Origin of the sequence: Larkinella rosea (assembly GCF_003858635.1) — a bacterium.
Taxonomy (GTDB): Bacteria; Bacteroidota; Bacteroidia; order Cytophagales; family Spirosomataceae; genus Larkinella; species Larkinella rosea.
Genome location: NZ_RQJO01000007.1, coordinates 2,077,480 through 2,104,322 on the forward strand (window position 1 = coordinate 2,077,480; position 26,843 = coordinate 2,104,322).

The window sequence follows — 26,843 nt, forward strand, 5'->3', positions numbered from 1 at the left end:
TGCTGTCTTTTCGGAAATACGGACTGTTAATTGTTTATTCGGGGTCGCCCGGCGGTTAATTCGATTAAAATCCAACATTTAGTCCGAACAAAAGCGTTTTCGTGGCCGGGTAGCTGGCGTAGTCGAAGCCCTGGCTGCGGCTGTCCTGCCCAAACCGGTTTACTTCCGGATCGTAGCCCGAATAGCTGGTCCAGGTCAGGAAGTTCTGGGCGGTAACGTACACGCGAACCGACTGAATTTTCAGGGCCTGAATCACCGACGTCGGCAGGTTGTAGGCCAGCTGGAGATTCTTCAGCCGCAGGTACGACCCGTCTTCAATCTGCCGGGTCGAAACGCGGTTGGCGGGGCGGGTTGTCGAAGCCCGCGGAATGTCGGTGTTGGTGTTGGTCGGTGTCCAGCGGTTCAGTACATCCCGGTCCTGATTGGTGGTTGCGTTCAGGTATTCCAGCTCATACCGGTTGGCATTCAGGATGTTATTACCGTAAACGCCCTGAAAGAAAGCCGTCAGTTCGAAGCCCTTAAACGAGAACGTATTGCTGATGCCACCGATAAATTTGGGTTGCGCCCGGCCAATAATCGTGCGGTCGTTGTCATCAATTTTCTTGTCGCCGTTCAGATCGGCGTACTTGCGATCACCCGGTTTTCGGGCCTGCGGATCGGTCAGTGCCGTTAGCTCGTCGGTGGTTTGGTAGAGGCCGTTGGTCACGTAGCCAAAGAACGACCCCAGCGGTTCGCCAACCCGGATAATCCCGGAATTCAGCCCCTGGCCAATGTTGGCGACACTTCCGGCAAAAATCTGGGGTGCTCCGCCAATGTCGAGCACCTTGTTGCGGTTGGACGCAAAATTCAGGTCGGTATTCCATTTAAAAGCCCCGTCGATGTTGCGCGACGAAATGCTGAATTCAAGCCCTTTATTTTCAACCTTCCCGAGGTTTTTGATGGCACTCGAAAAACCCGACGTACTCGGAACGGTGACGTTCAGCAGCAAATCTTTCGTCCGTTTCAGGTACGCATCGGCGGTCAATGTGATCCGGTTATTCAGAAAACCGACGTCAATTCCAAAATCAGCCTGCGTGGTGGTTTCCCACGACAAATCCGGGTTGGCAATCTGATTCGGCCCTAAACCGGTCGAAACCGTGTTGCCAAATACGTAGTTCTGGGTTCCCAGCAGCGAATAGGCCGGGTAGTTTCCAACACCGTCCTGGTTGCCGGTCGCACCGTAGGTCAGCCGGACTTTCAGGTCGTTCACCACGCGGCTGCTTTTCATAAATGCTTCTTCCGAAACCCGCCACGCCAGAGCCGCCGAGGGAAAATAGCCGTTGCGTTTGTTGGTCCCGAACCGGGAAGAACCATCGGTCCGGAACGAAGCAGTTAACAGGTATTTGTCTTTGTACCCGTAATTAATCCGGGCCAGATACGACCGCAATCCCCAGGTTCCGATGCCCGATTCGGGTGTCAGCGGTACCGAACCCGACGCCAGGTTGCTCGAACCAAGGTTGTCATTCACAAAATTACGCGACTGCGCCCGGCTGGATTCCGTGCGGTTGGCCTGCTGCGTATACCCAATCAGGGCCGTAATATTGTGGATCGTATTAAAGGTTCGGGTGTACGTCAGCAGGTTCTCATTAAGCCAGGTTATCGATTGGGCGTTGTAAATAGTCGCGGACCCGCCCTGTGCCAAACCGCTCGAAACCGAGCGCGGGAGGTACGAATCCTGTTTTTGTAAAACCGCGTCAATGCCCAGCGACACGCGCAGGCTTAGGCCGTCAATGATCTGATAATCACCAAAAATGTTTCCGAAAACACGGTAAGCCGTGTTGCGGTTTTTGTTGTCGCGGGCCAGCGCCACCGGGTTGTCGGCGGTAAAGGCGAGCGCCGGATCGGTCAGCAAATAGGAACCGTTGGGCGTCGTCACCGGCAGAATGGGCGGGAATTGCAGTGCCGCAATCGTGACCAGACCAGCACTGCCCAGATCGCCGTCCGAACGCGCCTGATTGGTGACCGTCCGATTGACAGTCAGGCTATTACCGATTTTGATTTTACTGGTCAGCTTGCGGTCCAGGTTTACCCGGAACGAATACCGGTCGAAATCGGAGTTGACGATAATCCCGTTCTGTTTAAAATAACCGCCCGCGACGGCGTACTGGGTTTTTTCATCCCCGCCACTAAACGAAAGCTGGTAATTGGAAATGGGCGCCTGACGGAAAATCTCGTCCTGCCAGTCGGTGCCCACGCCGAAGGCATCAACCTGAGCCTGGGTGTAAACCGCCGGACGACCTTCGTTGGTATTGGCGTCGTTGACAAACTGCGCGTACTCCCGGGCGTTCAAAACCGGGTATTTCCGGCGGACATTTTGAACTCCGTAATAGCTCTCAAACGAAATGGTCGACTTTCCGGCTTTTCCGCGTTTGGTCGTGATAATCACCACGCCATTCGCCCCACGCGATCCGTAAATAGCCGTCGAAGACGCATCTTTCAGCACCGAAATCGATTCGATATCGCTGGGATTGAGCGTACTCAACACGTTGAAATTCGAGCCCGAACTGGCCCCATCGTTTTTAAACGGAATGCCGTCGATGACGTACAGCGGCTCGTTATCACCCTGTATCGAGTTGCCGCCCCGAATCCGGATGCTGGTCGTACCGCCCGGTGCACCTGAGTTCTGGGTGATCTGCACCCCGGCCGCCCGGCCCTGCAACGCCTGATCGAGCGAGGTAACGGCCACTTTCTTAATTTCTTCCACCGGAACCGTGGCCACCGCACCGGTCAGGTCGCTTTTCTTGACCTGTCCGTAGCCGACTACCACCACTTCGTTCAACGCTTTGGTATCCGGAACCAGTTGAATATCAATTACCGAGCGGTTTCCAATCACCTGTTCCTGACTCGCATAACCGACAAAACTGAAAACCAGTGTGACGTTCTCGTTGGGAACGCTGAGCTGATAGCGACCCTCGGCATCGGTGGACGTTCCACGCGGAGAGCCCTTCACCACCACACTCACGCCGGGAAGTCCTTCACCGGTTTCGCTCGTTACCCGGCCGCTGACTTTTACATCCACCGGGGCCACGCCGATCAGTTGGGCGGGTGAAATAGCGGTCAGGCCTGCCAGCGGAATGGGGCCGCTTTCGGCCGCGGAGGTGTTGGTCAATGGGGGCAGACTGTTGGTGGAGCGATCGCTGTTTTTGGGCGGCAAAATCAAATATGCGCCTGAACGTAGCTTCTTAAACCGCAGTCCGTAACGTTTTAGAACGGTAGTCAGATTCGTTTCCAGCCGGACGGTCAGATCAAGCGGTTCGGTCGGGCTGAGGTTTCGTCCGACAACCGATTCCTCGAACAGAATATCGACGCCATAATGCGCCTTCAGTTCTAGTAAGGTTTGCTTTAACGTCAGATTGGTGCCCGTCGAGGCCGCGGTTTTGCCCGCCTGCGGGGTGTCGATCTGCTGGGTTGTCCGGACCAGGGCGAGTGTCTGGGCGACGGTATTGCCGTAACCGACGCTGATCAATAACCCGGTTGCCAGGGCGAGGGGTAACGATTTTCTCATTGGGTAATGGAGTTTTCGGAAACAGTTGAAAAAATGAGATATTGGTCTAGGTGGCTGAGCCGCAGGTTGAGCAATTCCGCCAGGGCCTCCGCCAGTTCGTCGGACGATCCGGCCCGGATCGTTCCGGTCAGTTTCCGGCGGGCCAGCGCCGGGTCGGAAAGCTGGACATGGACCCCAAAAACCGCCTGAATCTGGCGGGCCACTTCGCGCAGGGGCGTGTTATTAAAACTAAACAGGCGATACCGCCAACTGGCAAATCGCGCCGTATCGGCCTTGGGCTGCAAATGAAGCGAGCCTTTGTCGTCGAGCAGCACCCGGTCGCCGGGTTTCATCAGCAGATTCTGCGGGGGCTGATTTTCGGAGGCATAGCGCAGATTCACCTTGCCGCGTTTCAGAACCACCTCGGCTTTGGCCGCCCGGCTGCGCACCGAAAATTCGGTTCCCAACACTTCTACATCCAGCCCATTCATGTCCTGCACTACAAAAGGCTGGTTGGTCGAAAGGTGTTTGACGTCGAAAACCGCATCACCCGTTAGGGCCACCCGCCGGGAAAGCCAGCCGTAGCCGATGCGGGGAATGGTTACCGATGAATTGCTGTTGAGCGCGATCGTTGAGCCATCGGGCAGGCTCAGCGACCGGAGCTGGTGCGAGCCGGTCGAGATGGTTTTGTACAGGAGCGGTTTTTGAAAAAACCAGCCCCCGGCGAGCAGTGCGAGTGCTACCGAAGCGGCAGCCAGCCAGCGGAGCGGTTTTTGAAACAAGCGGGCGTCTTCCGGAAGCTGACGTACCAAGCGGGGCTGTTCTTCGGCCGGATTTTCCATCCGCTGACGGAATAGATCGACGTGATGGGTCAAATCGGGGGCGTATTGCGGGAAGCTCCGCTCCCATTCATCCAGCCACTGAAAATACATTTCCCGGCTGGTTGGTCGGTTGAGCCATTCACCGATCACTTTCTGTTGCACCGAGGTTGCCTGGCCGGCAAAGTAGGTGAATAGCAATTCTTTAGTAGGTTCCATGAGGTGGAAGTATGGCGTTGATGATTACGGAAAAACCGTCAGCAGCAGCAGGGCCCAGCCAATCAGCTTTTGCTGCCGGAGAAACTGTCGAACGGTCGAAATGGCCTGTAGCAGGTGGTTTTCGACGGTTTTGGGCGAAAGCGACAGTTCCGCGGCAATTTCTTTGTAGGATTTCCCTTCGAAGCGGCTCAGCAGAAACACCCGCTGGCGTTGGGGAGACAGGCGCTGAACGGCCTGTTCGAGTGCCCGGTAGAGCTCGTCCTGCTGCAGGAGCCGGTCGGGCTGAGTGGCTTCCAGATCGGCCTGCTCGAGGTCGTCGGGCAGGGTTTCCTGCCGGTTTAGTTCCCAGCGCAAACTGTTGTAGGCCCGGTTGCGCACGGCCTGGTAAAGGTAAGCCCGGTACGAGCCCTTCACCTGCCTATACAGTGCCTTCTGGTAGAAGGTATAAAACAGATCCGCCACCACGTCTTCAGCCACCTGCCGGTCGTAGACGAACCGGATCGCGTGGCTGCACAAAGGCGCAAAATACTGCCGGAAGAGCAGCTCGCAGCCCAGTTTGGGGTCCGTATCAAACGCATTGCGAATGAACAATTCCGGATCGGTCGTCGCGGGGATTTCGGTGTCGTTCCGCAGCAGGGGCGTCAACCCGATGGAAGTCGGATCGGGAATGCGTCGGAATGGAAACGAGTTGACAGACATCGAATGAAGGGTCTAGTATAGCGAAGACAAGTTAGCGCCGGAAATCCCCCAATCGAATTTTATTTATTATTTACAAAATACAAATTTAAAAGACATTAGCCGATCGGCGAGCGTGAGAAATCAGCAGATAGCTATAATTCATGCGGATTGGCTGTCAGCAGCCCTGTATTTTTTTAAAATCGCTGGTATTCTGGGTCAGTCATGTAAAAGTATGCACCAATGCGGTAGCGGCAATGATGGCATCCGGAAGGTTGATCTTGTGTTTTTTGCGTATCGCAATCGATCCCAAATCCAGAAAAGCCCGAAGACGTTTCATCGATTCATCTTTGCCATTAAATCCCGGTACTTCAATGTAGACAATAATCAAGATATTAACTTCCTCATGAATATCGAATCAAGCGTCACTGCCACAGGTTCCGGAAGCAGCTCACCTGCATAATCAATGACGATATTGGAATCTAAAAGATAGCTCGATCCCATTCCTGTCTGGATTTTTCAACGTATTGATGCATTTCAAGAACCATCTTTTTGAAATAGAACCCCAAAATCCGCCGGTTTTTTCGGGGTAGCGATTGACAACGGGCCAGTCTGTCCAACAAAAAATTTGCACAAACAGGCTCTGCAAACCTTTGCAATCGGGCTTCGATTTTCCAGAATCGGATTTTGGCTCGTTCCGGTTTGACCGCGAAAGATTTTCTCCTAATTTTAACTAAATATTCCTAAGCAACTTACGACCTGTTACCATGTACGAACTTCGTTTGCTCATTCCATTTCTCATTACTCTTTTTTCAATTCCTAATATTGACTACCCGGTTCTATCGGCCAAAACCGCTGTCGCTCCGGACACGGCAAAATACGACCGGGATTACGCGCTGGAGGCTACCATGCTCGGTTACTTCGCCAAAGACGGTACGCGAAATCCAACCCTGAAAGCCAACAAAGGCGACCGCGTCCGCATTACGATTACCAACGGGGAGGTCATGACGCATGACATCACCCTCGAAAAACTGAAGCTGAAGAGCAAAACCATTCTGGAAAAGGGTTCCAGCACGAGCATTGTGTTCAAGGCGGAGCAGAACGACACCTATTACTGTTCGGTTCCCGGCCACCGCGCGGCTGGCATGGTCGGCACGATTGAAATTGTGGAAGGCACGATCTCCAACGCGACCATTGCCGGACAGCAGCCGATGAAAAACGGCCAGCCGCTGAACCTCAACTTTGAAACCGGTACTTTGAAAGACTGGACCGCCAAGGGCGATGCGTTTGCCAATCCGCTGATCAACGCCGACCCGTCGCCGGTTCACGAAAAAGAAATGACCATCGGTTTTGCCGGAAAATACTTTCTAAGTAGCGGTGGAACAACGAATTATAAACTAACCGGCACGTTGACCTCCGTTCCGTTTACCGTTACACAGCCGTTTGCCGCTTTCCGGGTTTCGGGCGGAGCATTACTCGATACGCGCGTTGAGATTGTACAAGCCGAAACGAATAAGGTTATTTACCAGATTACGGGACAAGGTCGTGCCACGCTGCAACCCGCCGTTGTCGATCTGCAACCGTACCTGAACAAGGAAATTTTCATCCGGATTATTGACAACGAAACCGGTATTTCGCAGATTCCGTACATTCCGAACGACAAATGGGCACACATCAATTTTGATGAATTCCTGTTCTATCCCACACGCCCGGAATTTCCGAACGAACTGAAACAGAAAGATATTATTATTCTTCCGCCACTGGATCCGGTTCTGCACGCCGGACTTTCGGGTGTTGAAGCGGCCAAGGCCATGACGCTGCCGAAAGGGTTTAAAATTACACTGGCGGCTTCCGAACCGGACATTATCAAACCCATCTGTTTTACGCTCGATGCGCGCGGACGGCTTTGGGTGGTGGAATCCCACACCTATCCGGTTCCCGCGCCCGAAGGCCAGGGCCGCGACCGGATTCTGATTTTTGAAGATACCAACGGCGACGGTACGCTGGACAAAAAGAAAGTGTTCATCGAAGGACTGAATCTGGTCAGTGGCATGGAGCTGGGTATGGGTGGAGTGTGGGTCGGGGCGGCCCCGTACCTGCTGTTCATCCCCGCCGATTTCAAAAACGACAAACCCACCGGGCCACCGCAAAAACTGCTCGACGGCTGGGGAACGCAGGATACACACGAAACCCTGAACAGCCTGCGCTGGGGGCCCGATGGGTGGCTCTACGGCAACCACGGTGTGTTTACGCATTCCAACGTCGGGAAACCGGGCGCGCCGGATTCGGAACGGAAGAAAATCAACGCGGGCGTCTGGCGGTTTCACCCCACGACGCAGGAGTTTGAGATTTTTGCCGAAGGCACGAGCAACCCCTGGGGACTTGATTTCAACGACTACGGGCATGCGTTCATCACGGCCTGCGTCATTCCGCACATGTACCACATGATTCAGGGCGGGCGCTACCAGCGTCAGGGTGGCAAACACTTCAACCCGTATACGTACGACGACATCAAAACGCACGCCGATCACGTGCACTGGCTGGGCGAACGCGGCCCGCACGCCGGTAATTTCCGCTCGGCAGCAGCCGGGGGTGGACACGCCCACGCCGGAGCCATGATCTACCTCGGCAACAGCTGGCCGAAGGAATACCGCAATGATATTTTCATGAACAACATCAACGGAGCCAAGCTGAACAACGACCACCCGATTCGCGAAGGATCCGGCTACAAGGTGACACACCGGCCGGATTTTCTGACCATGAACGACTCCTGGTCGCAGTGGCTGAACATGAAATACGACCCCAGCGGATCGGTTTTTGCCATCGACTGGTACGACAAAAACCAGTGCCACAGTTCGAACCCGGATGTACACAACAAGACGATGGGCCGGATTTTCAAGATCACCCACGAAAACGACAAATGGGTGCAGGTCGATCTCTGGAAGGCTTCGGACATGGAACTGGTGAAATACCAGTTGCATCCCAACGAATGGTACGTGCGGCAGGCCCGGGCGATTTTGCAGGAACGCGGCCCAAACAAGAAGGTGCACAAAGCCCTGAAAGAAATTCTGGCCAGTAACCCCGACGAAACCCGGAAACTCCGCGCGCTCTGGGCTTTGCACGTCACCAAAGGATTGACGGAAAAAGAGTTGACCGACCTGCTCAGCAGTGAAAGCGAATACGTCCGGAGCTGGGCGATTCAGTTGCTGGCGGAAGATAAAACCGTGCTGCCCGAAACGCTGAAACGGCTGGCCACCCTGGCCCAAAACGACAATTCGGCGCTCGTACGGCTTTACCTGACCTCGGCCATGATGCGGCTGGAACCGGGCCAACGCTGGGAAGTGATGGACGCGCTGGTGCAGAAATCGGTGGACAAAGACGACCACAACCTGCCGCTGATGGTGTGGTACGCCATCGAGCCGCTGTCGGTGCTGGATGCGAAGCGGTTTTTGCAGATGGGCGAAAAAGCGAAGCTGCCCAAAATCATGCCGTATACCATTCAGCGGGTGGGCGCCATTGGCAGCAACGACTCAAAAAAAGCACTGAAGGCTTTGAATGATCGACTTGGCAAAGGGCATTCGCACGAAAACCACGAAAGTCAGATGCTGATCGGCAAATACCTGGGCGAATGAGAATAATGAACAATGTAGAATGAACAATTAACAATGAAAAAGGTCTGACTACCAATAGCTTAAAAGTTGTTAATTGTTCATTCTACATTGTTCATTCTAATTCAAGAGCTATGAATTCGAGACTACACCGGTATTTAGTGGGCGGAATGCTGCTTTCCGTCTGGTTGACGAATGCGTATGGCCAGGAAAAACCGCTGTTCAAAATGCGGCAGCAGATGGCGTCCGGAACGGCAGCCAGCGCGGACAAATCCGGAAAACCGGTCGTGGCGTCCAACGACTTTAAAAAGATGAAGCTGACCGGCGATTTTATTTCCGAAGGCGTGGCGGTGGCCGACCTGAACAAGGACGGCAAGCTCGACATTGTGGCCGGTTATTACTGGTTCGAAGCCCCGAACTGGAAGCGGCACGAGCTGGCGCCGTCGCGGGTTTTTGATCCACGCAAGGAATATAGCAATTCATTCCTGAATCTGGGAATGGACGTCAATCAGGATGGCTGGGACGACGTCGTGATCGTTGATTTTCCCGGGAAACCCGGTTTCTGGTTTGAAAACAACCAAAACAAACCGGGCGAATGGCAGAAGCACATGCTGGCCGATTCCCTCGGAATTGCCAACGAATCCCCCGGTTTTATCGATATCAACGGCGACGGTCGGCTCGATATTCTCTGCGGTGATAAAGCCAAAAAACAGATTGTCTGGTTGCAGGCCCCCGAAAAACCGGGCGAAACGGCGTGGAAACGGTTTGCGATGAGCGCGGAAAATGTGCCGGGAACCGAGATTTTCTCGCACGGAATCGGCTACGGCGACGTGAACAAAGACGGTATTAAAGACGTCGTGGTTCGGGAAGGCTGGTTTGAAGGAACGGCGGATAAAAAAGCCGCCAACTGGGTCTTTCATCCGGCCAACCTGGGCGAGCCCTGTTCGCACATGCAGGTACTGGATGTCAACGGCGACGGCAAAAACGATGTCGTCAGTGCATCGGCGCACGCGCTGGGCATCTGGTGGCACGAACAGATCATCGATGAAACCGGTAAGCTCAATTTCAAAACGCACCTGATGAGCAACACCACGGCCCAGACGCACGCGTCGATTATGGCTGACCTGAATGACGACGGCCGCGCCGATTACATTACCGGCAAGCGATTCCTGGCGCACCACGGCCGCGACCCCGGCGACAGCGATCCGGCCATTTTACTGTGGTTTGAATTTACGCCCGGGAAAGAGCCGTTTTACAAGGAACACGTTATCGACACGGATTCCGGGGCCGGGCTCAACATTGTAGTGCAGGATATGAACGGCGATAAAAAACCGGACATCGTCATTGCCAACAAGAATGGCGTTTTTCTGTTCGAAAACAAAATTAAAAAATAGTCACACTTCTAAACCGATGGCGTGTCCAAACGACCGGTTTTCGGCTCGTCTGATTTGCTCCCTTTCCAAAAACCGGCTGCTTTACACCCGAAAGTGAACCTCTTTGAGGGTACTCATTAAAAAAATGCTTTAGGTCTGCCCAATTCCTTTAATTTCGTTCAAGTGATTGATCACGAACGAAGGGTAACTATCCATGCTGTCGACAACGATCTTCAGTATGAAATCAAATTCACCCGAGATAGTATATGACCCTCAATGGCAAAACACCTGAGCGGTTTTCTTATCGTGTTCTTTCAGGGAAACCTCACAAAGCGCCATCAAGCCTTTTTAACGTTCCGGTTATCGAGTAGGGCTACATAACTTGTAATCACCCAGTCGCTTGATCCGTTCGTAAACCGGCGTCGGGCTCAGGTGCACCTACCTGGTTCACTCCTCTTTTTACTGACTTCACTGGGTGCCGGTTTCGTGCGTCCTTCGAATCCATTGCCGTTTTCAGAACCTTGCAGGCCTTGCGGTTGTTGCTGGTTCCATTTAGTCTGATGTCGCTGCTCCTGTTGTCGGCGGCTTGCGTAACCGGTAGCGGCATGACCCTCTGTTTCACGAGTCTGATGGCCTTGCGGTTCGGGATATCCGCTCGAATTCCACAGTATAGCTTCCGGTCTTTCAACGAACTGCCTACTTTTTGGGAGCCGAACTGGGTTTGTCCACCGTAACCATGTCGCTCGAAAACAGCGGTTTAGGCAACGATCGATGCAGCATTCCAGCCCTGGTTCTAACCTTATTCGGGGCGTTAGGAGTCTTCTGGTTCCTGGTCTCGGCCCGAAAAAACCGCCCGATACGCGAAGCCATCGCTTTGGAAGAAGTCGTCTGAGCGGTCCGCCGGTTGACATCATCAGCCCAAATTCGCTTTACAATCCATCCGGACAAGTAGACAATTCAGGCAGCTCATTCCGCAACATGGTCATCCAACGGTTTCAGGCCGGGAGCGGTGAATCTATCTTCGCAAAAACAACGCATGTACACATCACGGTAAACAACATCCAACTCCAATTTTTATGAAACCGCTCAAACATTTTCTCTTCGCGCTTGCCCTGTTGACCACCGCAGCCTGCACCAAACCCGGAATTGATGGTCCGGATAGCAATGGCAACTCGCAGGAAGGCATTGTAAAAGGCCGCGTTGTCGACGAGCAGGGCAAGCCCGTCGCCAATGCCGTTATTGTCGCCAGCAGCACCGATTTTTACAACAAAACCTCCACGGGTTATACCGATGTGAACGGGAATTATAGCTTTAAGTTACCAACCGGTATTGCCGAAGGTTCGTACACTGTGGATGGAACCGTCACTTATAAATACCACAACAAAAACTATAAAATGGCTCTTTACCAGGAAGATACGCGCGTATTTTCCGCTTATGAAGGAGCTGTCCGCAATTTCAAATTCCGGTTGACGGGCAAGCGAACCATTGACGACGACGCAACCAGCCGACCATTGGGTGCCCGGCTTGAAGTTCATCACCAGGTTGATCATGTTGTGCTGGAGAATGTGGAAATTACCTTAGATCCCGTTGGGCCACTGGTCGACGGCAGTATCGGAACGAAAATCGTCGTTCCGATGGCGGATCGAAGCTATTACATTGAAGACATTCCCCTCGGTATGTACAAAATTACCGCCCGCGACCGGGTTAGCCGCCAGGCTCTGGGTGTAACTGTACTCGGCTCACTCAAGAAACACGAACCGTCCGTTACGAGTCTTTTTGAAAGCGAGCGTTTTGAAGGATCGACCTTCTATGAGTTAGGAATTGAGGTCGATACGCTGTAGACCTGCCTTATTGGAAAAATTAAATTCTTCACCCAGCGCTTTATTTATTCACAGCCCGTCCAAAAAGTGGATAGGCTGCTTGTTTTCCGGAATCAGGTATCGGGATTCCTATGGACCAAAGCAAAACCGGAGCGGTTTTGCCAACTTTCTGTTCCCTTTCCATTTTCTTTTTTCCTGACCTGTTCCTGGAGTAAAACCGGGTTTACAACGCTACAAAAGGAGATTTTCGATTCAATTTCTCCAATAACCAGCGCAGCCAGAAATTGTACTTTAACGACCTGCATCACAAGCAGAAGCTCGGCCAAATGAAAAAGAACGTGTCTTTAATGGGTTTTTAACCTTAATTAACGCACATTAAACTTTAGTTAATTAATTGTTTTTCAATTCTTTTACTCATATTTGTAGTTATTTTTGTTTCAAATTATATAAAACATTCTTCAAATATCATTCATGGATAAACATAATTCTACCGTTAATGAGTACTCTATGTGGGCTGTATTGATCCTGATGGCATCAATAGGTGTTGCTTGTATTGTAGGGATGATGATTTAAGCCGTTTATTCCTTGATTAACCCAATAGCTACTTGCACAAAAACTGGCCATAGGTGGCCGGTTTATTGTTTTCGGCCGAAAAACCGCCGAAAACAATAAACCGAATTTCTGTTCGGCACCGTTGGCACGGCAAACCGCTTTACTCCGAAAAATGATATTTTTCAGCCGGCTTGGAGTTAGTCGAAACGAACTGTATTCTTCCCTCTGTGAATGAATTGCGGGCTTCCTACCGGCAGGTGATGGTATAGTCGGCAACCAGGTAGCGCCCCTCCCCAATTTTCCGGTAGCGTCGTGTTTTCGTTCCCGATTCGTCAAATATGTATTTGTAAGCATACGAACTCGCCGAAACACCGGTTCCCGTCGTTACTTTCATCAGCAGGTTTTTACTGGTTTTCCCGTCGTAGGGATTCGTATTGGGCAAATTGGGCCGGGTCAGATCATATTCGTACGTCCACTCATAGACCATTGGATTTGGTGGGGCGGCCCGTTCCTGCTCGCGGACAATGTTCCCGTTTTCAATGGTGTAGGTTTTGGTTGCGCCATAATTTACGCTTTCAATCAAAAACCCATCTGCATTATATTTCAGATTGGCGCTCCCATTCAACCCCTGCTTATTGAGCGGAAATTTATGGATTTGCCGATCCATTCCCAGGTGGGTGGAAATGAGCGTAACGGTATCCGAAGTATATTGATAGAGCGTCTTTCCGCCGTTACCACCGTAATTGTAGGTGGCCCAGGTCGATTCGATAATCCGGTCTTGCTCATCATATTTATAAGTGCGGGTGCTGACTTTTCCAATTTTCACGGTATCCCGATCCAGCACGGCGGTTTCATCCCGAACGTAGGCTTCCGGACTCGATTCCTTACTCTCAATGGTATAAGTAAGGACCTGGCAGCCGGGTTTCAACAAAGAATGCTGATCTTTTCCCGGATTGCACGAATGCAAAAAAAACAGCAGGCAGGCGGAAAGACCGGCAAAACGGGTAACGATTTTCATAGGGCTTAAAAGGCATAGACAGGATTCTAAAACCGTAGAGCATAGATAGGGAAAAAGGGTTGGAAGTCCGGGGGCGGTTTTGATAAATTTATCAGGCAGGAAGGTGGGAACCCTTTTACCGGTTTTACAATAGCAACCTGTATTGGGCCATTTTGCATCTCATTACGATCAAATACCCCCGAAATTTCAGGAGGTTTTGCGAATACAGTCTCATTTTCTTCAAAAACCGTTTAAATGTAGCTTAAATTGTTATTATTCAGTATTTTTGCAGGAATTCTACTATTCCTAAAATATGAAGAATGTAGTGATTTGTACGTTTGTAGGCCGTTCCGAAGCAGCTCTTCAAATGGATAAAGTACTAAAGCACATCGGTGCCATTCGCAGTATAAAATTCTTCCCCAATGATTTAGCCTTATTTCAGTATCTGGGAACAACCGATGAATACCCTGACCTGATTACGCTTGATCTTCACTTGCCTTTAAAAGGAGGGCTTCAAATCCTTAAATCGCTCAAAAAAGACCTTCGCTGGAAAAACATTCCGGTCATGATGACCTGTAATGAGGCATCCCAGTTTGAGATTCTGGCCTGTTACAAAGCCGGGGCCGAATCGTTTTTAGTGGAATCCATTCTGTTTTGACTCCGAAAAAACCGCGGGTTCGTTATCCCTTTCAGGCGGTTTTCTGTTGAGCCACCCGTTCGCTAAAGCTTTTAGCAGCCGAAGTAAAATCGGACGGAACCATCACAATCGTCGTGGTATTGTTGTCGATGCCGATTTCGGAGAGCATTTGCATGCGCCGTAACTCGACCGCAATCGGGCTTTTTTCCATCTCCGTCGCGCCCTGGGTCAGCTTGATCGACGCTTCCAGTTCGGCTTCGGCCTTAACAATCCGGGCTCTTTTTTCCCGGGTGGCTTCGGCTTCGCGGGCCATCGCCCGTTGCATGGCCGCCGGAATTTCGACATCCTTCATCTCAACCATTTCAATTTTAATGCCCCAGGGTTCGGTCGTCGAGTCGACAATGCCTTGCAGCGTTTTATTGATCTGTTCCCGTTCCCGCAGCACTTCGTCGAGGGAATGCTGACCAATGATATTCCGCAGGGCCGTAACCGAAAACTGATACACTGCCTTGTTGTAGTCGGCCACCTCAATAATGGCATCTTTCGGCGTAATGATTCGAAACCACAAAACCGCATTTACTTTAATCGTTACGCTGTCTTTGGTAATCGTTTCCTGTTGTTCCAGGTCAACCGTTTTGGTCCGGATATCGACTTTCTGTTGCCGATCGATAAACGGAATCAGCCAGTAAAGACCCGGTCCCTGAATGGACTGAAACCGCCCGAGTCGGAATACAACTGCCCGCTGATATTCCTGAGCAATGCGAAAACCGGTCAGTAAAACGACCAGAATAAGTGCGAAAACGAGTAAGATAGCCATGGGATTTCGAACGATTAAACAACTGGTTTACAAAAAACGCTTTCAGAAAAGACATGCAGATCAATCAGACCTGCGTTCAGGCATCGATGCGCTTCAGCTTGATGTTTTCGACGGGCCGAATCACGAGCGGCACTTTTTCGATCTTGACCGAGCTGGTATCCAGGCCAAACCAGCGGTCCTCGGTGGTGGTGAATCCCTTGATGAAAAAATAGAAATTCATGATCATTCGCTCCATCCACGGCAGGTCGTTCTCGAAGGAGAGAAATTTTTCCAGCACGACAAACCGGAAGTCTCCAATCACATGCTGGCGGCTCAACGATTCGTAGCGGCTCGTAATATCGACTTCCTTGTTTTTCACCATGTCTTCGATCACCTTCCGAAAGAAGAGATTAATGCGCTGCTCGACCCGGAACCCCAGCCGGAACGTGATTTTGTAGGCGTCGTCTTCGGCAATGGTATTGACCTTGTATTCCATTGTATACGGATCATCGGTCGTATCGACGTGGACGAACCAGAAAATATCGGCCCGTTTGGGGCGCTTCTGGAAAATGGAATAGATAATCTTGGATTCGATCTCGGACTGCCGGGCTGCGTTACTCATAAAAACCAGGTGCGTGGCGTATTTGGGAATGCTGATGTCCCGGCTTAACTCCTTGAGCGGCTGCAGGTAGCTGTCGATCCGGACGTATTCGGTCAGCCGCAGTTTGATGTAAAAAGCCCGGAGCCAGGTATACATCACGATCGCAATCGTCGCTCCGATGAACAGCGAAACCCAGCCGCCATGCGGAAATTTGATCAGATTGGCCACCAGAAAAGCGCCTTCCAGCCCCACATACACCACCAGAAACAACACAACGCCCCAGGCCCGATACCGGTGGCTATACAGATAATACGTCATCAGAAGTGTGGTCATCAGCATCGTCAGCGTAATGGCGAGCCCATACGCAGCTTCCATATTCGACGACTCGCGGAAATACAGCACCACTCCCACACAGCCCATCCACAACAGCAAATTAATGCTGGGGACGTACAACTGCCCTTTCTTGATGGAAGGGTAACGCAGGACGACTTTCGGCCATAAATTCAAACGAATGGCTTCACTGATCAGCGTGAACGAACCGGTAATCAGGGCCTGGCTGGCAATGACCGTGGCGGCCGTGGCAATGCCGATTCCGGCGATGAGAAACCAGTCCGGCATCAATGAATAGAACGGTTTTTGGACGCCCAGCGCCCGTCCTTCCATGGTCAGCAACCAGGCACCCTGACCAAAATAATTCAGCAGCAGACAGGTTTTCACAAACAGCCAGCTCACCCGGATATTTCCCCGGCCGCAATGGCCCAGATCGGAATACAGCGCTTCGGCGCCCGTCGTACAGAGAAAAACCGATCCCAGGAGCCAGAAACCGCCGGGATATTCGACCAGCAGCCACCAGGCGTAATAAGGGTTGACGGCGGTCAGAATGGATGGTGCATGGGCAATGCTCATGAACCCTAAAACGCCCAGCATGAGAAACCAGAGCAACATCACCGGCCCAAAAGCCGTACCGACGACGCTGGTTCCCAGGGCCTGAATCAAAAACAAAACCGTCAGAATACCGATGACAATCGGGACCGTGGGAATATGCGGATAAAGCAGTTCGAGCCCCTCGACGGCGGAAGACACCGATACCGGTGGTGTGATGATGCCATCGGCCAGCAGGGCACTACCCCCAATTACGGCGGGAATGGTTAACCACTTCGCGTGACGTCGAACCAATGCATAGAGCGCAAAAATGCCACCTTCGCCCTTGTTATCGGCCCGCAATATCAGGACCACATATTTAACCGTTGTTTGCAGCGTCAGCGTCCAGAAAATACAGGAAATAGCCCCGCGCACCACATCCGCCCGGATGGGCTGATCAGGACCCATAATGGCCGAGAGAACGTAGAGCGGGGAAGTCCCAATGTCGCCAAAAATAATACCCATCGCCACCAGCAGCCCGGCAGCGGTCACTTTATCCAACTGATGTTTACTTTCCATACGGGGTCACCGGAGCCGGTGAATGCGAAGACGTGTAACGGTTTAAAGAACGGATTGCAAGCTGGGCAGGCTTAGGAAGTTAGGGAGGGAAAACGGTCGCGTTGGACATCTTCGTTGATCAAATCTCAGTCGGTCGTTGGGACAACCGCCGAAAACATTGTTACCAGAACCGGCTCCAACCCGGAACCGGTTTTCAATTCACCTATCGATAGTAGTTCACGCATCCAATGTAATGCCAATGTTAAGTCTGCCACACTACTTGACTGATAATCAAAGGAATAAAAATAACAGCCTGTACCAATAGCGATAAAACCTTTCCATTTTGGAAAGGTTTTTTTCATTTTGATAGTATGATTTTGGGGTAGTATCGAACTAATACGTACGAAGAGGCCAAAAAGCGACCCGATTTTCGTCTGTCAGACCAATTTTGAGCGGGGTTCGATTGGATGCAAGCCGAAACCGACCGCTCGTTCGGACCAGTCGCGGGTTAAAAGTAGCGTCGTAAATCCGGTGATTTTTACGGACGGGGCGTGATGGTCAGATTGGCGAAATCATTGGGGAGACCATCCGAGTACAAACCAAAAAGTCCTTCGGTTCTGTCATTGAGCAGGGTAACCTGCAGCGACGGTTTTGCCGAATGATTGACATAAACGCTCAGTGTTTTATGGATAAGAACCAGGGTGGCATGAAACCACTCGTCCGCTCTGGGTACCGGATCGACCGCGTTTTCGTACACCAACGGATGATCCCGGCGCAATACGGCGTAATTTTTATCGGGCAAACTCATGTAGGCAACGGACCATTTACGGCGCAGCGTGTCTTCATGTCGAAAATTGAACGGGCGGAAATACAGAATGTCACAGGTCGTCGTATCCACCCCGTGAAAGGCAATTCCCAGAAAACTCTTCAGAAAAACGTCCTTCCCCCGCAGGTCGATCTCGATCGTGCCCTGTTTAAAGTTTACTCCTTTCAGCCACACAATTCCCTTCATCGACACCGCCGGTTTGCCGGCAGTGGTCAAGGCTGTTACTTCGTTGGAAGGCAAGGCAACCAGGCGGTTTTCCCGGAGCAGCTGCGGCAGATGATAGGCCGTTTTCTGGGCCATTGCGGGTAAAAAAATACCACAACAGGCCATAAGACCCAGTAGCATCATCCTTCGTTTCATCGTGTTCATGTTCAGGGTTGATTTGACTTGGTAATGGTTTTTCCGTCTTTTTCTAACCGGCATTACCAATGGACCGTACAAACCTATTCACTCGGCCTCAGGACAGCCATTCATCCCGTGTTCAAGTTTGTTCAAGCCACATCAATCTGATAATCAAGCTCATACTTATTCACCAATACCCGTACCACTCTTATTTTTTCAAAAACAAACCCGGCTTTTGGGGAGCCGGGTTGTTCAGAAATATGCCGGTGCCTGAAACAACTAAGGTTTGAGCACTTTCAATGTCACCTTCCGGGAACCGCTGCTCACCCGCAGCAACAACATCCCCGCCGGTTGTCCACTCAGCGATAGGGTTTGCCGTTCGCTGAATCCGGCTTTTTCCACCCACTGCTCCGTCACTTGCTGGCCTTTCAGGTTCATCAATGTGAGCCGAACCGGCAGCCCTTCAGCCCCCCGGATTTCCACCGTCAACCGGTCTGAAACCGGGTTACCTAACATCGTCACCTGTAAATCCGGCGTCTCAACGGCCGACATGCGCACCGGAGCGGGTGGTGAACACGTCAGCGGTTTTCCGGAATCTTTCAGGACGTAGGTGCTGCCCGACACCCGTGCGCTAATCAGGTGGGTGATGTTATCTTTCAAAACCGACGGTACGTCGAAACTGTAGGCATGAATGCCGTTGCCCTTGCCCGCATTCAACAGATCCACCCGGTAAATGTTGGCAACCACACTGCCCCAAACCGTACTGCCGGTGTAGAATTCCACCGTCACCGGCGTGTTCGGTTTCTTCCGGTCCCAGACCCAGCCCCGAATCGTGCCGCATTCGACTTTGTCGAGATACCCTTCGAAATCACCCGTGACGACCGTCGTCGAACCCGCTACGGTCAGGTTGAAGCTTACGCTGTTGGTGGCTCCCTGCGGATCGGTGGCCGAATACGTCAAGACGAACAGGCCTTCGACTTCGGGTTTTCCGGTAATCTGACGGGTACCACTCGTAAACGTCAGCCCCGTGGGCAAACCCGCCAGACCATAGCTGAGCGTGCTGCCTTCCGGGTCGGTGAAAACTGGTAAGGTTGTCGTAAAACTCACCTCTTTCTGGGCCGTCAAAGCCACCCCGGTTGGCGCAACGGGCGGTTTATTGGCTGGGGGCGGTGGCGTGCCGGTTTGACACTGAATGGTTTTCGGGCCGTCTTTCAGCGTAAAACCGCTGCCCGAAATTCGGGCCGAGAGCGAATGCACCTGACCGTCTTTCAGTTCGGCCGGAATCGTCCAGCGAAACGCATGAATCCCGTTGCCTTTTCCGGCATCCTTCAAATCCTGCCGAAACTCGTTGGCGGCAATCGTGCCTTTGAAAGTGTCGCTATCGTAAATATCAACCGTAAAAACCGTATTGGGTTTGTTGCGATCCCAGGCCCAGCCCCGGAAGGTGGAGCAATCAGCCCCGTAGAGAAACCCATCGAAACTGCCGGTCACCGAAACTGCGGACGTGACCACTACCGTAAACGTGGTCGCTGGACTGGTACAACTGCCCTGCTGACACGAGACGGAATAAGCGAATGTTCCGGTCGCCGAAGTTGACACGGAAACCGTTGACCCCGTGGGCGATCCGGGACCGGTCCAGACCAGCGTTCCCGAACAGCCGCTCGCCGTCAATGAAACGGTTGGGCTGTTCTGAAGAACAAGTAAACTACCCGGACTACCGGCCGCCGGACTGCTGCTGAGCGTTGGGGCTGGAATTGACCCGGCAACGGTTATGTGGATCTCTTTCTCTTCAAAACAACCGTTGCTGTTCGTTACGGTAACTTTATACGTTCCGGTGGCCGTCACACTGATGATGGCAGTGGTTTCGCCGGTGTTCCACAGATAAGTTCCTCCACCCGAAGCGGTCAGCGTGGCCGATGTTCCGGCACATACTGCCGTGGCCGATGCCACAATCGTAACGGTTGGATGCGGTATGACGGTCAGGTTGAAGGGTTCGGACGTGATGGCATTGGAGGACTCGGCCGTGCTGACACTGCACGCATTACTCACCACCATGCGATACTCCCCGGAAGTCATATCCGAAGTATACTGAAAGGCCGAACCATCACCACTGGTCGTATATTCATCATATTTCACACCATCTTTATAAAATTGATAGGTTACGGGCCCCTTCCCCCCTAAACCAATGAGTTGCTGTTCACTTGAAAACAGGTGGCCTGTGGGAGTCGAACAGATCGTTAAACTCAAGGGTGTCGGGTTGATGAAAAAGAGGGCATCCGACTCTCCCTGAAATTCAATTGCCCCCCGGTCGATATAATCGCCGTAAACGCGGGTTTTCCCGGCGAGATCGGTATCCGGACCGCTCACAGCCGTGTAGGAATCCAGATTTCCGGAATTGATGGCAAACGAACAGGCCGTTAACCGCAGATCGCCGTTGGCTTCGTCGACGAAAGCCGGGCTGGCGGTTTGGTTGCCCTGGCCGGGAAGATTGTCCTGATTGATTGAAAAAGTGACCGTCTTCGTTCCGGCGCCGGTTATATCCAGGCCATCATCACCTTGAATCTCGCCATCATAATTGGGCCGGTTATTCCACAGGATGCTGTTCGTCAGGGTGAGTGCTCCTTCATTTCGGATGGCATTACCGTTTTTGGCCCGGTTTCCAACCAGTGTGCAATTGATCATCGTGAGCTCGGCGCCTGAACTCACAATGGCTCCGCCGGATCCATACACTATTTCATTAACTCCATAGGATTTATCAATCGCTTGATTATCAAAGAAAACGCAATTGATTAGTAGGGGACGAGAATTCTCGGCACTAAAATTCTCCCCACTGACGTAAATCGCGCCCCCCATAATGGCCTGATTGTTCGTGAAATAACAGTTGCGAATGGTGGGGCTGGCTCCTACCCCACAATTATAATAAATTAAAATTCCGCCCCCGGAAGCGTCAGCTCCATTTCCATCGCTATGCGCACCGCTGAAGACCAGCCCGTCCAGAATGGTGGACCGGGCGGAATAAAACATCTCCATAATTTTATACGAATTATCAGATATTTCGCCCGGATCACCAATTTCGCCACTGAGCGTTGTGGAGGATGGGAAAGTCAATTTCCGCTCGGCAAGTGTTGTTTCATTACCCTCAAAACCGCCATAAATTGCAAAATTATGCTTATCGACCAGGCTAAACGTATGATATCGCTCGTCGCCGGGCGTATACTTTCCAGCCGCTACCCAGATCTGATCGCCAGACTGTGACTGCTGAATCATTTGCCGAAGGTCGCCCGAAGCATCATCCCAGGTCAGCCCTTCACCGGTTCCTCCTTCTTTCACGTAACGTATCGTCTGGGCCTGAGCGCCCGTCAGTGTGCCCAACAGGCAAACCTGCACAAACAACAATAAACAACTGGCTAAAAACCGACCGCCGAGCCGTCGGATCTGATGTAGAGAAGGGTTCATACCAGAACTGGTTAAGTGGAAGAAATAGAACAGAAACAGGGCGTAAAATGCGTTAAACGGGTGTCGGTTGAACAGGACACGGCGGAACCCAAAAATGGAAAGAAGTATTTAGTTGCGCCAAAGGGCAAACCGGATGGAAACGATCGATAATCTTCATGGACAGAGGAGGTTGGCAACGCAGGAAACCGATTCCCTACGAAAGGCCCAAGCCGTTGCGCAGGTTCTGATTACGTCGCCAAAGTAGCAAACTATTTATGATATGTGCGAGATTTTAAACAAAAAAGTAACAAAAAGAAAAACCGCTTCAGGTCGCTGATAATCAGTGGCCTGAAGCGGTTTTAGTACAGCATTGGCCGCTCAGCGTTTAAGCACCTTCAAGCTTACGCTCCGAATGCCACTGGCAACCCGCAGCCACAACAACCCGGCGGGTTGCTGGCTGACGGTGAACAGCTGTTGCTCGACCGGGTTGGCGGTTTCGAGCTGACACTAGCTGATGAACCGCCCGCTGGCATCAGTCAGAAGCAGCAGGAGCGGCTGCCCTTCCGCTCCCCGGATTTCGACGGCCAGCTGCTCCGAAAACGGATTGCCCAAAACCGCCACCTGAAGTTCATCACCGGTTTCGGCCGATAACCAGGCTGCCGGTGAACAGGTCAGCGGTTTACCTGAATCCTTTAAATCGTACGTCGAACCCGAAACCCGCGCCCAAATCAGGCGCGTCGTATTGTCTTTCAAAACCGTCGGAACCGTAAAGCTGTAGGTATGGGATCTGTTGCCTTTGCCCGCATTCTTCAACTCATTCCGGTAAATATTGGGTGCCCCCGACACAGCCACTCAGCGTCAGCATGACGAACGGGGTGTTCTGGATAACCGTTAGCGGGCTGGGATGTCCTTGGGAAAACGCAATCGTCGGGGCGCTCAGCACCTGGACGGTAAAACCCGGCGACCAGGCTTCGGCCCCGGGCCCGAAGCAGATTGGGACTCAGCAGTGCCAGCGTAATCAATAGCCATTTCTTCATAACCGGATAAAGGGTTGGTTTATCCGGCCAAAGTAGAAGGACCGCCAAAAAGGGACCATAAGGGTTTTCCCAACGACTATAAAAATGTACCCACCCTGAAAAATCAGGCCATTCCGCCTTTAGCGACAAATTCGGTGGGGGTCATCTGGTACAGTTCGCGGAAACATTTGGTGAAATAGGCCGGACTGTCGAAGCCGACGCGGTAGGCGGTTTCGGTGCTGGTGAAACCCTCCCGCAAAAAATACGTCGCCCGTTTCAGGCGGTAATTTCGGATCAGTTCGTTGGTCGAAAGACCGGTCACGGCCTTCGTTTTGCGGTAAAAACTCATCCGGCTCATGCGCATTTGCGTGGTCAGTTCTTCCACGCCGAAAGCCGAATTGTCCAGATTAGTTTCCAAAATCGGATACAACACCTCCAGAAACGGCTCCGAGTCGGTGGTTTCTGCGCCACGAACCGGCGTGTCCGGATTGATCAGGGAAGCCCGAACCCAATCCCGGAATTGCCGCTGTTGTTCGAGCAGATTTCGAACCCGCAGCCGCAACTCCTCCAAATGAAACGGTTTGGTGATGTAATCGTTAGCTCCCGCCGTAAGGCCTTCCAAACGGCTTTCATGCGCCGATTTGGCCGTCAGCAAAATAACCGGGATGTGGCTCACCCGAAGGTCTTCTTTTAACTTCCGGACCAGTGTATACCCGTCCATGATCGGCATGAGCACGTCCGAAATGATCAGGTCGGGCATGTGTTCCAGGGCCAGGGCGAGCCCATCCGCGCCGTTGGCCGCCCGCCGAATATGGTAGGAATCCGGGAAACTCTCGGCGATATACATCGTCAGTTCCTGGTTATCTTCCACGATCAGCAAATGGATGCCTCCTTCCCGTTCTTCTCCGGGGGCTGCGGGCAGGTTCGCGGTTGAGGCCAATGGGGGAGCCGCCGGACGGTAGGGCAAAAAAAACGCAAATTCCGTACCGTCGCCCGGTTCGCTTTTCAGCTGAATGGCCCCTCCCTGCAATTCAACAAACTCTTTCACCAGCGACAGCCCGATGCCGGTGCCCCCCTGCTGTTTCTGAGCCAACAAGCCCGAAGCCGAATCCTCGACCTGGTAAAACCGGTCGAAAATATGCGGCAAATGGTTCGGGGAAATACCAATTCCCGAATCGCGCACGGTAATCTTTACCACCTCAGCGTTCTTGTATTCAACCATTTCGATCAGGCATTCCACCTGGCCACCGGACGGAGTAAACTTCAGGGCATTGGCCACGAGGTTGTACACGATCCGCTCCAGTTTCCCCTTGTCGAACCAGTATTCCTCCGCCAGTTGTCTTGCCAGAAACCGCAACATAATACCACGCTCTTCAGCTTCGGGCTGGAACGATTGCACAATGATTTCCACAAATTCGCGCAGATCACCCCGGGCTTCGTCGGTTTTGACCGCCCCCGCTTCCAGTTTCGACAGATCCAGCAATTGATTCACCAAATCGAGCAACTGATTGGCGTTCTGGCTGATGGTGTTCAGCCGTCGACGATCTTCGGGTTCCCGGAAGCGGTTCAGAAGTTGCTCGGTCGGCGTCATGATCAGGGTGATCGGGGTGCGAAACTCGTGCGTAATGTTGGAAAAAAACCGGGTTTTCATTTCATCGAGCAGCCGGAGTTGCTCGGCCTTTTTCTCCTGAAGCTCCATCGACTGCCGCAACCGGATGCGGTTCAGATACATGCGAATGAGTCCGTAGGCAATGCCGGCCAACAGCAGGAAATAAAGCATCAATGCCCACCAGGTGGTCCACCACGGCCGGTGAACGATAACGGAAACCGTGCGAACATGCGAACTCCAGACGGCGGACGTGTTCGATGCATTCAGTTTCAGCGTGTAGTATCCGGGGCGCAAATCTGTATAAACCGCAATTGGTCGTTCAGTAACAATCCAGTCGGGATCGAGTCCTTCCAACTGGTAGCGAAACCGGATTTTACTGCGCCGGTTAAACTGCATGGCCGCAAAACTAGCCGTTACGAAGTTCTGATTGTGGCTCAAATCCAGGACATCCAGCGTGTGAACGGCCCGATTGTTTGTCAAGCTCCCCGGCTCGAGCATCCGGTTATTGATCTGAATATCCGTCAGTTGCACTTCGGGCTGGTACGTATCTTCCTGCAATTCGTCGGGTTTGAAAGCAGTCAGTCCTTCCAGTCCGCCGAGGATGATCCGGCCATCGGGCAACTCCAGCTGATGAAACCTGTTGAACTCATCCGCCTGTAATCCATCTTCGTAGGTATAGACCCGGGTTTGAAACGTTTTCCGGTTCAACTGGCAAAGACCCTGGTTGGTGGCCACCCACACAAAACCGCGCCGGTCGGGGATCGCCGTATAGATCACTTCGTTCGGTAATCCGTCTTTCTGCGTCAGCCGCCGAACCCGGCCGGTTTGTTTATCAAAAAGACACAGCCCGCTGCCGTAAGTGCCAATCCAGAATTTGTTGGGATCAACCAAATCCGCCACCAGCCCCGTCAGGTTGTTGCTGCTCAGCGAGGTCGAATCGCCGGGCTGATGGGTATAGTGCCGAACAGTTCCGGTTTTACGGTCGGTCCGAAAAAAACCGTCCGATCCGGTGAGCACCCAGACAAATCGTTCATCAACAATCATCTGGATGGATTGTCGTTCGTTAGCCTGTTGGCGTCGGATTGGAAACGGAAACGCATGCCAGGTGCGGTGCAGCTCGTCATACTGCCAGGCTTTCAGTCGGTGAGCCAGCCAAATGCCCCCCTGCGGGTCGGAGGTCAGCAAAACCGGTTTTCCATCAGGTTTGTCGGGCAGCCCGGCCGGTTGCGGAATCATCTCCGCCAATTTCGTCCGCAAGTCGAGTCGATACAGATTGCCCGGACCGGCAGAAAACCATAGCTTTCCCTGCCGGTCGTACGTATAGCGAAAATTGTACGGGTTGGTTTTGGCAAACCGGGTCGAGAGCTCTGTTGTTTTCATACCTAGAATCCGGGTGAACAGATCCGAGGGAAACCCAACCCGGTAAGGCAGTGCCGTAAACCGACTCGAACGCAGGTTGTACTTGCGAATCCCCGCGCCCTGCGTCCCGAGCCACAACACATCCGAGCGATCAATGTAAATACTCTGGCAACTCTGAATCAGGGTGGAATCGTAAAGCAGTTGGGGTCCGGTTCGCTCGTTGAACCGGTATAAATCATTGACGGTGATGTAATCATTCCCCTGGCTGTCGGTCGCAAAGTCCGGAACAATCCCTTTGTAATAGCTTTTGGGTAGTCGAAACTGTTTAGGAGGCCCCGTCCGCGCCGGGTATACCGTCAGATGGCGACCGGACAGTAACAGCAAATCACCGTCGGGTTTGAGGTACAGACCGATAATCGAAGAATCCGGTTTATAGTCGGGTGCCGAGGTCGGTAACGGGAGATGGACAAACCGCCCCGTCGACTCATCGAAGCGATCCAGACCGGTATCGGTGGCGACCCAAAGCCGCTTTTGGTAGTCAATAACGATGTTTTTGACCATATCGTTGCTCAGCGAATGGGGATTACCCGGCTGATGGCGGAATCGGCGAAAGCGGTGGGTTGCCAGGTCAACGCTGACCAATCCTTCAAAAGCCAATCCTAACCAGATCCGGCTTGGGTTTTCGACAAAAAACGAACGGATGTGCTCCTGCGGAAAGTGTTTCCGAAAAAAGGGATGACGGGTAAACGGATGAAACGTTTCCGTAGCGGGGTCGAACCAATCCAGGTCATGTTCGCTTTTGAGCCAGAGCCTTCCCCAGTTGTCGGGCCTAACCTGCAGCGGACTGGCCGGGCGATAAACCTTAAATTCATTGCCGTCGTACCGGCATAAACCGTCCAGTGTTCCGACCCAAATAAAGCCCTGCCGATCCTGGGTGATTGCCGGAACAAAAGCCTGTGGCAATCCCTCCCGCTGGGTTATTCGTTCTGGTTGAGGAAGTCCCTCCGATTGCGCCCTGACACTCTTCGGAGCAAGGCTAATCCATCCGGATAGCACGATGAAGGCCAGGTACCAATGCAAATCTTTCCCGATCATGAAGTTTTCCTAACGCCCAGAGTAACCGATACAAAAATATAGCTAATATTTTCAAATCGTTAGGACAAATCACATTTCTAAACTTCCAAACAGGTATGACCGCACGTCTCAAGTATAAAACCG

17 protein-coding genes are annotated in these 26,843 nt (G+C 52.3%); 5 read left to right on the forward strand and 12 right to left on the reverse strand.

Annotated elements, in window-relative coordinates:
* Positions 1–64: 64 nt before the first annotated feature.
* From EHT25_RS08555 to EHT25_RS08565, 3 genes are read right to left on the reverse strand one after another with little or no spacing between them, the layout of a single operon-like run.
* On the reverse strand, positions 65–3,544 hold the full coding sequence (locus EHT25_RS08555; RefSeq protein ID WP_124873263.1) for a SusC/RagA family TonB-linked outer membrane protein: 3,480 nt from the start codon (positions 3,542–3,544) through the stop codon (positions 65–67).
* Positions 3,541–4,560, reverse strand: coding sequence for a FecR family protein (locus tag EHT25_RS08560; protein ID WP_124873265.1), 1,020 nt, complete (start codon positions 4,558–4,560; stop codon positions 3,541–3,543). The genes EHT25_RS08555 and EHT25_RS08560 overlap by 4 nt, the downstream gene beginning before the upstream one ends.
* 24 nt (positions 4,561–4,584) lie before the next feature.
* A complete protein-coding gene (locus tag EHT25_RS08565; RefSeq protein ID WP_124873267.1) occupies positions 4,585–5,259 on the reverse strand; it encodes an RNA polymerase sigma-70 factor in 675 nt (224 codons plus the stop codon).
* 743 nt (positions 5,260–6,002) lie between these two features.
* Between EHT25_RS08565 and EHT25_RS08570 the strand changes: the two genes are divergently transcribed.
* Together EHT25_RS08570 and EHT25_RS08575 are read left to right on the forward strand one after the other, a co-directional pair.
* Positions 6,003–8,867 carry a PVC-type heme-binding CxxCH protein gene (locus tag EHT25_RS08570; protein WP_124873269.1) on the forward strand — a complete coding sequence of 955 codons (2,865 nt, stop codon included), beginning with the start codon at positions 6,003–6,005 and terminating at the stop codon, positions 8,865–8,867.
* A 110-nt stretch (positions 8,868–8,977) separates the two neighbouring features.
* Positions 8,978–10,237, forward strand: a complete 1,260-nt coding sequence (locus tag EHT25_RS08575; RefSeq protein WP_124873272.1) for an FG-GAP repeat domain-containing protein — start codon at positions 8,978–8,980, stop codon at positions 10,235–10,237.
* A gap of 129 nt (positions 10,238–10,366) precedes the next feature.
* On the opposite strand, the gene EHT25_RS33430 is transcribed toward EHT25_RS08575, so the two are convergent.
* Positions 10,367–10,477, reverse strand: coding sequence for an Lrp/AsnC ligand binding domain-containing protein (locus tag EHT25_RS33430; RefSeq protein ID WP_124873581.1), 111 nt, complete (start codon positions 10,475–10,477; stop codon positions 10,367–10,369).
* 442 nt (positions 10,478–10,919) lie between these two features.
* Here EHT25_RS33430 and EHT25_RS08585 point away from each other — a divergent pair, with 442 nt between their 5' ends.
* Together EHT25_RS08585 and EHT25_RS08590 are read left to right on the forward strand one after the other, a co-directional pair.
* On the forward strand, positions 10,920–11,108 hold the full coding sequence (locus EHT25_RS08585; RefSeq protein ID WP_124873274.1) for a hypothetical protein: 189 nt from the start codon (positions 10,920–10,922) through the stop codon (positions 11,106–11,108).
* Between the two features lie 184 nt (positions 11,109–11,292).
* On the forward strand, positions 11,293–12,057 hold the full coding sequence (locus EHT25_RS08590) for a carboxypeptidase-like regulatory domain-containing protein (RefSeq protein ID WP_124873276.1): 765 nt from the start codon (positions 11,293–11,295) through the stop codon (positions 12,055–12,057).
* A gap of 778 nt (positions 12,058–12,835) precedes the next feature.
* Here the strand turns inward: EHT25_RS08590 and EHT25_RS08595 are convergent.
* Positions 12,836–13,606 carry a hypothetical protein gene (locus EHT25_RS08595; protein WP_124873278.1) on the reverse strand — a complete coding sequence of 257 codons (771 nt, stop codon included), beginning with the start codon at positions 13,604–13,606 and terminating at the stop codon, positions 12,836–12,838.
* Positions 13,607–13,952: 346 nt separating this feature from the next.
* Here EHT25_RS08595 and EHT25_RS08600 point away from each other — a divergent pair, with 346 nt between their 5' ends.
* Positions 13,953–14,243 (forward strand): response regulator, encoded by a 291-nt coding sequence (locus EHT25_RS08600; RefSeq protein ID WP_185731301.1) that lies wholly within the window; start codon positions 13,953–13,955, stop codon positions 14,241–14,243.
* Between the two features lie 31 nt (positions 14,244–14,274).
* Here EHT25_RS08600 and EHT25_RS08605 read toward each other — a convergent pair whose 3' ends face one another.
* The 7 genes from EHT25_RS08605 to EHT25_RS08635 all read right to left on the reverse strand — a co-directional run bounded on the left by EHT25_RS08605 (position 14,275) and on the right by EHT25_RS08635 (position 26,720).
* Positions 14,275–15,039 carry a slipin family protein gene (locus tag EHT25_RS08605; RefSeq protein ID WP_124873283.1) on the reverse strand — a complete coding sequence of 255 codons (765 nt, stop codon included), beginning with the start codon at positions 15,037–15,039 and terminating at the stop codon, positions 14,275–14,277.
* A 76-nt stretch (positions 15,040–15,115) separates the two neighbouring features.
* Positions 15,116–17,059: a KUP/HAK/KT family potassium transporter gene (locus EHT25_RS08610; protein ID WP_124873285.1), complete on the reverse strand. Its 1,944-nt coding sequence runs from the start codon at positions 17,057–17,059 to the stop codon at positions 15,116–15,118.
* Positions 17,060–17,184: 125 nt separating this feature from the next.
* The gene (locus EHT25_RS08615; protein ID WP_124873287.1) at positions 17,185–17,400 is read right to left on the reverse strand and encodes a hypothetical protein; all 216 of its coding nucleotides are present in this window, start codon (positions 17,398–17,400) and stop codon (positions 17,185–17,187) included.
* Positions 17,401–17,576: 176 nt separating this feature from the next.
* The gene (locus tag EHT25_RS08620; protein WP_124873289.1) at positions 17,577–18,224 is read right to left on the reverse strand and encodes a hypothetical protein; all 648 of its coding nucleotides are present in this window, start codon (positions 18,222–18,224) and stop codon (positions 17,577–17,579) included.
* Between the two features lie 261 nt (positions 18,225–18,485).
* Positions 18,486–21,662, reverse strand: coding sequence for a putative Ig domain-containing protein (locus EHT25_RS08625; RefSeq protein ID WP_124873291.1), 3,177 nt, complete (start codon positions 21,660–21,662; stop codon positions 18,486–18,488).
* Positions 21,663–22,148: 486 nt separating this feature from the next.
* Entirely contained in the window at positions 22,149–22,493 is a 345-nt protein-coding gene (locus tag EHT25_RS08630) for a hypothetical protein (protein WP_124873293.1), read from the reverse strand.
* Between the two features lie 288 nt (positions 22,494–22,781).
* Positions 22,782–26,720, reverse strand: coding sequence for a hybrid sensor histidine kinase/response regulator transcription factor (locus EHT25_RS08635; RefSeq protein WP_124873296.1), 3,939 nt, complete (start codon positions 26,718–26,720; stop codon positions 22,782–22,784).
* Positions 26,721–26,843 lie beyond the last annotated feature (123 nt).

Excerpts from the sequence above, each read along its gene's own strand:
- EHT25_RS08560 (WP_124873265.1), bottom strand. The coding sequence starts at position 4,560 with ATGGAACCTACTAAAGAATTGCTATTCACCTACTTTGCCGGCCAGGCA.
- EHT25_RS08555 (WP_124873263.1), bottom strand. The coding sequence starts at position 3,544 with ATGAGAAAATCGTTACCCCTCGCCCTGGCAACCGGGTTATTGATCAGC.
- EHT25_RS08600 (WP_185731301.1), top strand. The coding sequence starts at position 13,953 with ATGGATAAAGTACTAAAGCACATCGGTGCCATTCGCAGTATAAAATTC.
- EHT25_RS08605 (WP_124873283.1), bottom strand. The coding sequence starts at position 15,039 with ATGGCTATCTTACTCGTTTTCGCACTTATTCTGGTCGTTTTACTGACC.
- EHT25_RS08590 (WP_124873276.1), top strand. The coding sequence starts at position 11,293 with ATGAAACCGCTCAAACATTTTCTCTTCGCGCTTGCCCTGTTGACCACC.
- EHT25_RS08620 (WP_124873289.1), bottom strand. The coding sequence starts at position 18,224 with ATGAAACGAAGGATGATGCTACTGGGTCTTATGGCCTGTTGTGGTATT.
- EHT25_RS08625 (WP_124873291.1), bottom strand. The coding sequence starts at position 21,662 with ATGAACCCTTCTCTACATCAGATCCGACGGCTCGGCGGTCGGTTTTTA.
- EHT25_RS08565 (WP_124873267.1), bottom strand. The coding sequence starts at position 5,259 with ATGTCTGTCAACTCGTTTCCATTCCGACGCATTCCCGATCCGACTTCC.
- EHT25_RS08635 (WP_124873296.1), bottom strand. The coding sequence starts at position 26,720 with ATGATCGGGAAAGATTTGCATTGGTACCTGGCCTTCATCGTGCTATCC.
- EHT25_RS08615 (WP_124873287.1), bottom strand. The coding sequence starts at position 17,400 with ATGAAAAAAACCTTTCCAAAATGGAAAGGTTTTATCGCTATTGGTACA.
- EHT25_RS08570 (WP_124873269.1), top strand. The coding sequence starts at position 6,003 with ATGTACGAACTTCGTTTGCTCATTCCATTTCTCATTACTCTTTTTTCA.
- EHT25_RS08610 (WP_124873285.1), bottom strand. The coding sequence starts at position 17,059 with ATGGAAAGTAAACATCAGTTGGATAAAGTGACCGCTGCCGGGCTGCTG.
- EHT25_RS08595 (WP_124873278.1), bottom strand. The coding sequence starts at position 13,606 with ATGAAAATCGTTACCCGTTTTGCCGGTCTTTCCGCCTGCCTGCTGTTT.
- EHT25_RS08575 (WP_124873272.1), top strand. The coding sequence starts at position 8,978 with ATGAATTCGAGACTACACCGGTATTTAGTGGGCGGAATGCTGCTTTCC.